At 67.6% G+C, this 7,312-nt stretch carries 5 protein-coding genes; all 5 read right to left on the bottom strand.

Going from position 1 to position 7,312, the window contains the following annotated elements; all coding sequences use genetic code 11:
• Nucleotides 1-184 (bottom strand): PHP domain-containing protein (locus ACFQ9Z_RS34095; RefSeq protein WP_383028994.1); only part of this gene is annotated, 184 nt, incomplete at its 3' end.
• Nucleotides 185-540: 356 nt separating this feature from the next.
• Nucleotides 541-1,677, bottom strand: coding sequence for an LLM class flavin-dependent oxidoreductase (locus tag ACFQ9Z_RS34090; protein ID WP_383029031.1), 1,137 nt, complete (start codon nucleotides 1,675-1,677; stop codon nucleotides 541-543).
• A 68-nt stretch (nucleotides 1,678-1,745) separates the two neighbouring features.
• Entirely contained in the window at nucleotides 1,746-4,361 is a 2,616-nt protein-coding gene (locus tag ACFQ9Z_RS34085; protein WP_383028990.1) for an aminotransferase class I/II-fold pyridoxal phosphate-dependent enzyme, read from the bottom strand.
• Nucleotides 4,358-5,452 (bottom strand): FAD-dependent oxidoreductase, encoded by a 1,095-nt coding sequence (locus ACFQ9Z_RS34080; protein ID WP_383028985.1) that lies wholly within the window; start codon nucleotides 5,450-5,452, stop codon nucleotides 4,358-4,360. The genes ACFQ9Z_RS34085 and ACFQ9Z_RS34080 overlap by 4 nt, the downstream gene beginning before the upstream one ends.
• A 183-nt stretch (nucleotides 5,453-5,635) precedes the next feature.
• Nucleotides 5,636-7,123: an aldehyde dehydrogenase family protein gene (locus tag ACFQ9Z_RS34075; RefSeq protein WP_383028982.1), complete on the bottom strand. Its 1,488-nt coding sequence runs from the start codon at nucleotides 7,121-7,123 to the stop codon at nucleotides 5,636-5,638.
• Nucleotides 7,124-7,312 lie beyond the last annotated feature (189 nt).

The following is a 7,312-nucleotide window of genomic DNA, read 5'->3' as shown; positions in this document are numbered from 1 at the left end:
TTCCGGCCTTCTTCGCGGAGTGGAAGAAGTCGTACGCCCCGTGCAGGTTGCCGTGGTCGGACATGGCGATGTGCGTCATGCCCATCTCGTTGCAGACCTTGAACATGTCGTTCAGCCGCGCGGCACCGTCCAGCATCGAGTACTGGGTGTGGACGTGCAGGTGCGTGAACGGCGGCTTGGACACGGCTTCGGCCTCCAAGAGGGAGAGGTGGCAGTCGGAGCAAGGACAGGCTATCTACAACCGCTGTGCAACGGATGTAATTAGCCAGAGCGATGAAGCGGAAAAGGGTGACTCCTCCTGGTGATTGGGGTTCGGGCGCGGCGTCGGCTCGCGAAGGTGAGTGTCTTGGGGAACTGGCTGCGCGACTGAAGGCGGTTGTGGTGTCAGGCCCAGGAGAGGGCGTGGCGGACGGGGGCGGGCAGGTAGCTGTCCTGGCCGTCCTCGGCGAGGAACACCGCTCCGTCGTGCTCGACGACGGTGGTGGAGATGTACGTCTTGTTCAGGGTCTGTGTCCTCGATTGTGGACGTACAGGCCGCTGTCAGCCGGAGGGCGATTGGACCCGGGATGCGCCCCGCCTCGGTGTGGAGGCACCGCACGACTCCTCAGCTCGTCGCGTCACTCGCGCGGTGTGGGTGGGCCCGTCGGGTACGTTCGCGGGGCGGTTTTTGGCGAACTCGGCGCGCAGCACGGGGACGACCTCCTCGCCGAGCAGGTCGAGCTGTTCCAGGACGGTCTTCAGTGGGAGTCCGGCGTGGTCCATCAGGAACAGCTGGCGCTGGTAGTCGCCGAAGGTGTCGCGGAAGGCGAGGGTCTTCTCGATGGCCTCCTGCGGGCTGCCGACGGTGAGTGGCGTCTGCTCGGTGAACTCTTCCAGCGACGGGCCGTGGCCGTATACGGGGGCGTTGTCGAAGTAGGGGCGAAATTCGCGTACCGCGTCCTGGGAGTTCTTGCGCATGAACACCTGGCCGCCGAGGCCGACGATTGCCTGCTCGGGGGTGCCGTGGCCGTGGTGGGCGTAGCGCTCCCGGTAGAGGTCGATCAGGCGTTGGAAGTGCTCCTTGGGTAAGAAGAGGTTGTTGGCGAAGAAGCCGTCGCCGTAGTAGGCGGCCTGCTCGGCGATCTCGGGGCTGCGGATGGAGCCGTGCCAGACGAATGGCGGGGTGCCGTCGAGTGGGCGCGGGGTGGAGGTGAAGGACTGCAGCGGGGTGCGGAAGCGGCCCTGCCAGTCGATGTCCTCCTCGAGCCAGAGCCTGTGCAGCAGCGCGTAGTTCTCCACTGCGAGTGGGATGCCCTGGCTGATGTCCTTGCCGAACCACGGGTAGACGGAGGTGGTGTTGCCGCGGCCCATCATCACGTCGACCCGGCCCTCGGCGAGGTGCTGGAGCATCGCGAAGTCCTCGGCGATTTTCACCGGGTCGTTGGTGGTGATCAGCGTGGTCGAGGTGGAGAGGATCAGCTTCTTGGTGCGGGCCGCGATGTAGCCGAGCATGGTGGTCGGTGAGGAGGGCACGAACGGTGGATTGTGGTGCTCGCCCGTGGCGAAGACGTCCAGGCCGACCTCCTCCGCCTTGAGCGCGATGGCCACCATGGCTTTGATCCGCTCGTGCTCGGTCGGGGTCCGCCCCGTGGTGGGGTCGGTGGTCACGTCGCCGACGCTGAAGATGCCGAACTGCACCATGGTGTCTGTCTCCGGGTAACTGGGTTTCCCTGCGGGGGAAGCGCTGGTTGACCGCTCTGGCGCGCTCACGACCGGGCCCGAAGGTTGTGGTTGATCCGGAACAGGTTGCGCGGGTCCCACGCTTCCTTGATCTGGAGCAGCCTTTCGAAGGCGGCCGGCTCGTACGCCTTCTCCACCGCCTCGGCCGTGTCGTACTCGCCGAGGAAGTTGGCCTGCTTGCGGCCGGTGGACCACGGGTCAAGCGCCCGGACCAGGCCGGCGAGCGCGCCTCGGAAGTTCTTTGTCATGCCGGGGTCGGCCACGACGGCGGCGAAGAACTGGAACTGTGCGTCCCGGTTGCCGACGGCATTCGGCGTCTTCGGATCGCGGGAGAGGGCACCGCCCAGTTGCCGGATCTCGACGAGCAGGGCGGGCGAGTCGACGCGCGGGCCGGCTGCAGCGAGCAGCGCATCGGCGGCCTCCTGGGGGAAGCTGTGGAGCAGGGTCGAGATCTCGTACTCGGGCACCGGGTCCACGGGGTCGTCGTGGATGGAGGCCATGGCGGTGAAAGGCATCTCGGACACGGAGTCGATCAGTGTCGGCGCGGCCGCGCGCAGGCCCGCGATCAGGCGCTCGCCCTCCGCGGACGGGCCCAGGAAGGCGACACGCACGTGAACCGTGAATCGACTTTGGAGCTGCTCCGGTACGGACGGCACCGCTGGCAGCCGCAGGAACGCCAAGGACAGGCTGAGTTCGTCGGGCGCGTCGACCGTGGCTTCGCGGAACGCGTTGAGTACCTCGCCGGCGTGTCGGCTGAGGAAGTAGAGGCTGCCACCGTAAATGCGGGTGACTGGGACCAGGCGGACAGTGAGCGAGGTGACGACGCCGAAGTTGCCTTTGCCGCCGCGGACCGCCCAGAACAGGTCGGGCTCGGTCTCCGCGTCGATCCGGCGCAGTTCACCGTCGGGTGTGACGATCTCGGCCGCGACTACGTGGTCGGCGGCGTAACCGAGGGCACGGCCCAGGACTGGGCTCAGGCCGCCGCCGAGAGTGAAGCCCACCACGCCGACGTTCGGTGACGAGCCGGCGAGCGGTGCCAGGCCGTGTTCGGCGGCGGCGTCGACCAGGGTCTGCATCTCGGTGGCCGCGCCGACGGTCGCGGTACGCGCCTGCGGGTCGATGCTTACATCGTCCATCCGGCGCAGGCTGACCAGCAGCGCTCCGTCCGCCGGGACCACCGCCCCGTGCCCGGTCGCCACGACCGCCACAGGCAAGTTCCGCTGGTCGGCGAAACGGACGGCAGCCTGCACGTCGCCGGCCCCGGTGGCACCGACGGCCACCGCCGGACGATGCGTCAGGGCCAGGTTCCAGGTGGTCGTCTCCTCGGCGTACCGCTCGTCCCCGGGCAGCAGGACCGGCCCGGTGACCTGCGCCTTCAAATCGGTCAGCTCATGAAGACCGATGGCCCTCCGGCTGCTCAGCGCGGTGCCCCCGCTGGCCCCGCCGGACAAGCCATGCTCGGCGAAATCCTCGAACGCGTCGGTCAGCCGTGCCAGCGCCTCGGTCAGTACGTCGCGGTGGGTGGCGAAGCTGAGGCGCAGGTGTCCCTCGGCGCCGGGGCCGAAGAAGGCCGCAGAGCCGGGCACCAGGGCCACGCCCGCTCGGTCGATCAGCCGCGCGCAGATGTCCTCGACGCGCTCGCCGTACGCGGAGACGTCGGCCAGGACCACGTAGGTGGCTTGCGGCGAGTGCGCCCGGACCCCGGGGATGGCGTTGAGGCCGTCCACGACGAGGTCGCGCATCGTGTGTAGGTGGGAGAGGAAGCCGGTGAACCACGGCCACCCGTCCACGAGCGCGGCGGTCGCCGCGACCTGTGACAGCGTGCTGGTCCCGCCGATCGTGTCGGTGGCTTCAGTGGCCTTCACTATCAGGTCGTGGAGCCGCTCATCTGGGGCGACGACGGCACCGACCCGCAGGCCGGCCAGGCCGAAGTTCTTGGAGAACCCGGTGAGCGTGACGCAGCGGGTGGCGGCACCGGCTATTGACAGGATTGAGTGGAAGCGTTGCCCGGGGTAGACGATGTCGGACCAGATCTCGTCGCATACGATGCGCAGGTCGTGGAGCTCCGCGAGGTCGACGAGTTGCCGCAGCTCGTGCCGGGTGAATAGCAACCCGAGCGGGTTGTGTGGGTGGCAGAGGTAGATCAGCCGGGTACGTGGCGTGATGAGCGCGGATAGTTCCTGCACGGGGAACCGGCGTCGCTCCCAGTCGAAGCCCAGCCGCCGGACGGTGGCGCCGGCGCTCTCGGCGGTGCGTGGGAAGAGGAAGTCGACCGGGTCGAGGATGATCGCCTCGTCGCCCGGGCGCAGGAGGGCCCGGCAGACGACGGACATGCCCCGGGCGGCGCTGTCCACCGCGATGACCTGCTCGTCCTGGACGTCGACGCCCTTGTGCTCGCGGTGGTACGCGGCCACTGCTTCGCGGAACTCGGGCAGGCCGAGCGGCGGGCCGTAGGAGAAGACCCCGTCGGAGACGTAGCGCGTCAGCGCCTGCTGGACCACCGGTGCGACGGGGAAGTCGGGGTCGGCCGCGGTCAGCGGGATGACCTCGGGCGGGACCGTGGCCCAGCGGTAGTTGTGGGCCCGTCGCCGCAGGATGTCGAGCGGGATCGGGCGGTCGAAACTGAACTCCGCGGCACTCATAGCCGTCCTTTGCTCGCTGACCATGCCAGCGGTATGAGTGGATCGCCGTCGACCGGGGCGAGGAAGCCGGCCTGCAGCGAGAGACCCTGGGCGATGTACCCGGCGACGTGCTCCGCCCGGTTCGTCGAGTAGTCGGCAAGCGGAGCGGCGTCGGCGAGGGCGTCGGCGAGGGTCACGGCGTCCTCCAGCGCGGAGTTGACGCCCTGGCTCGTCAGGCTGGGCAGCGGGTGCGCCGCATCGCCGAGGAGCATCACGTTGCCCCGCACATACTCCCGCAACGGGTCGGTCAGCCGGGTAGAGGCCCAAAGGTGGCTCTGGGTGAAGTCCGTCGCCTCAATCAGGCGCTGCACTACGGGCGGCCACCCGATGAGCGTCCGCCGGGTGAAGTCTGCCAGGCCGGTCGCGGTGGCGCTCTCGCACGGGTACCGGAACGTGTCGAATTGCATGAACCACACCACCTCGTCACCGCACGGCAGGTAGCCGACGGCCAGACCGCCGCCGCTGTGCACGATCTTTGAGAAGCGGGTGGTGGCATCGAGTCCCAGGGCCGCGGTCGGCGCGAAGCTGACCAAGTCGTTGACGCGCACCGGGGCGAGGACGTGCCCGGGGAACAGCTGAGACCGGACTGCGGAGCGGATCCCGTCGCTACCCGCGAACCAGTCCGCCTCCGCCGTCGTGCCATCGGCGAAGTGCGCGGTCGCGGCGCGGTCGGCGGCGGACCAGCCGAAGCGGACGAACGACTTCCCGACGTGCAGCGACCGCGCGGGCAGTCGGGAGAGCAGCGCGTCGATCAGATCGCCGCGGCGTACGCCGACGCAGTTGTCGAGCTTCTCCTTGGCCAGTTCCATGCCCCGGTGGTCGGCAAGCTGGTACTCCGTCAGTTCACGTCCGCCTGCGACGACTTCGTTCCGCAGGCCGAGCCGTTCGAGGGCGGCCAGCCCGTTCTCCTGCAAGATGAACGCGAGCCCATCGGGGCGGATCGCGCTCCGCCTCTCGTAGACATTGACGGATCCGCCGAGTTGGGTGTGCTGGACGGCGAGGGCAAGTCCGCTGACTCCGGCGCCGAGGACCGCCAGTTCATGGACGGGCATACAGCCTCCACATTGAGTCGTGTGTGCGGGATCCAGCGCGGCCGACCAGAGAGGAAGCCGGCCGGGCGGCCCGCCCGCCACCACTTCCGGGCGGCTGGCGGTGCGACCGACGGGCAGGCCGGAGAGTACTGCCGGAACAGTGGTACCGGATGGGAACACCGTCGATGTCCGTCAGCACCTCAACTACCGTGCGTACCAGATGCTTTTCGGGACGGTGACGAAGTCGAGCGCATCCCTTCCCCACGCCGTCCCGGTCCCGCTCTGCTTGTAGCCAGTCCACGGCGAGGCGATGTCGAGGTAGCCGAACATGTTGACCCAGACCGTGCCCGCCTGCAGCCGGGAGGCCACGTCCTGCGCGCGCTTGACGTCCCTGGTCCAGAGGCCCGCCGCGAGCCCATAGTCGGAGTTGTTGGCGAGCGCCACCGCCTCGTCATCGTCCCGGAAGCGCGTCACGGTGAGGACGGGCCCGAATATCTCCTCCTGGAAGATCCGGGTCTCCGGTGCCACGTCGATGAACACGGTCGGTTCGAGGAAGTATCCCCGGCCTTCCCGGCGCGTGCCGCCCGCCGCGAGTACGGCACCCTCCTTAGTGCCGATGTCGATGTACTGCAGGTTCCGGTCGAGGTACTCCTGGGAGACGAGGCAGCCCATCTCAGTGGTCCTGTCGAGGGGGTCGCCCAGTTTGAGCTGCCCGGCCCGAGCTGTGATCATCGGGACCACTTCATCGTAGATCGAGTCGTGGATCAGCAGCCGCGAACTGGAGTTGCATACCTCGCCCTGGTTGAAAAACATAGCGAGGAAAGCGTTGTCGACCGCCGCCTCGAGATCGGCGTCCTGGAAGATCAGGTTCGGTGACTTTCCGCTGCACCCGAGGGAGAGGCGCTTGAGGGTGCCGCTCGCGGCCTGCATCACGCTGCGCCCGGTCTCAGTCGACCCGGTGAAGATGATCGCGTCCACTCCGCGTTCCTGGCAGAGGGCTGCGCCAGCTTCCTCACCGAGCCCCGTGACGATATTGACCACACCGTCCGGGATTCCGGCCTCGATGCAGAGTTCGCCGAGCTTGAGGGCGGCGAGCGAGCATTCCTCCGCCGGCTTAAGGATGACGGAATTACCCATCGCCAGCGCCGGGACAATGTTCTGGGCCGCCTGGATCGTCGGAAAGTTCCAGGGGACGATCGCACCGATCACGCCCACGGGTTCATGCACGACCATGTTGTAGTGCCTGTGCTTGAGTGGGACGACCTCGCCGTGGTATTTGTCCGCCCAGCCGCCGTAGTACTCGAAAACCTCGGCGGCGATCATGGCGGCCCACTGTGATTCCTGGACAGGCTTTCCATTATCGATGCATTCAAGCAGCGCGAAGCATTCCTGCTCCAGGCGGATCAGATCGGCCACCCGGGAGAGCCGCTGTCCGCGCTCCCGTCCACTCATCCGCGCCCACGAGCCCGTCTCAAACGCCTTGCGTGCGGTCTTCACCGCGCGCCGGACGTCCTGCTCGCCACCTCTCGGGATACTGCCGATGGTGCCCTCAGTGAATGGGTTAAGGACATCGATGCGCCGGCCATCCGCCGCGTCGCACCATTCGGAGCCGATGAGCATCTTGTCCGGAATCTTGAGCTCGCTGGCCCGCCGGTTAGCTTCATTTAAGCTGGGAATCACCCAAAGGGGCATGATTTCTCCAATAGGCGTGGCCGTGGCCGCCGCGCAGCAGTTAAGTGGATTTCTTAATAAGTCGCCAGCTGAGTAATCGAACCGATATAGCAATCCGAGGGCCGACACAGAGCCTGGGCTGGGTGCGGTGTTGACAGAGCCGGAGCATAGGAAGCCCCTGACCGCCAGATGCGGCAGCGGATGATCGCA

This window comes from Streptomyces sp. NPDC056580 (assembly GCF_042793175.1).
Classification (GTDB): Bacteria; Actinomycetota; Actinomycetes; order Streptomycetales; family Streptomycetaceae; genus Streptomyces.
Note: the sequence above shows the minus strand (reverse complement) of the source record. Positions and strands in the feature narration are given on the sequence as shown.

What these genes read in the sequence shown, in the direction of transcription:
- ACFQ9Z_RS34085 (WP_383028990.1), bottom strand. Translation starts at nt 4,361, where the DNA reads ATGAGTGCCGCGGAGTTCAGTTTCGACCGCCCGATCCCGCTCGACATC.
- ACFQ9Z_RS34080 (WP_383028985.1), bottom strand. Translation starts at nt 5,452, where the DNA reads ATGCCCGTCCATGAACTGGCGGTCCTCGGCGCCGGAGTCAGCGGACTT.
- ACFQ9Z_RS34075 (WP_383028982.1), bottom strand. Translation starts at nt 7,123, where the DNA reads ATGCCCCTTTGGGTGATTCCCAGCTTAAATGAAGCTAACCGGCGGGCC.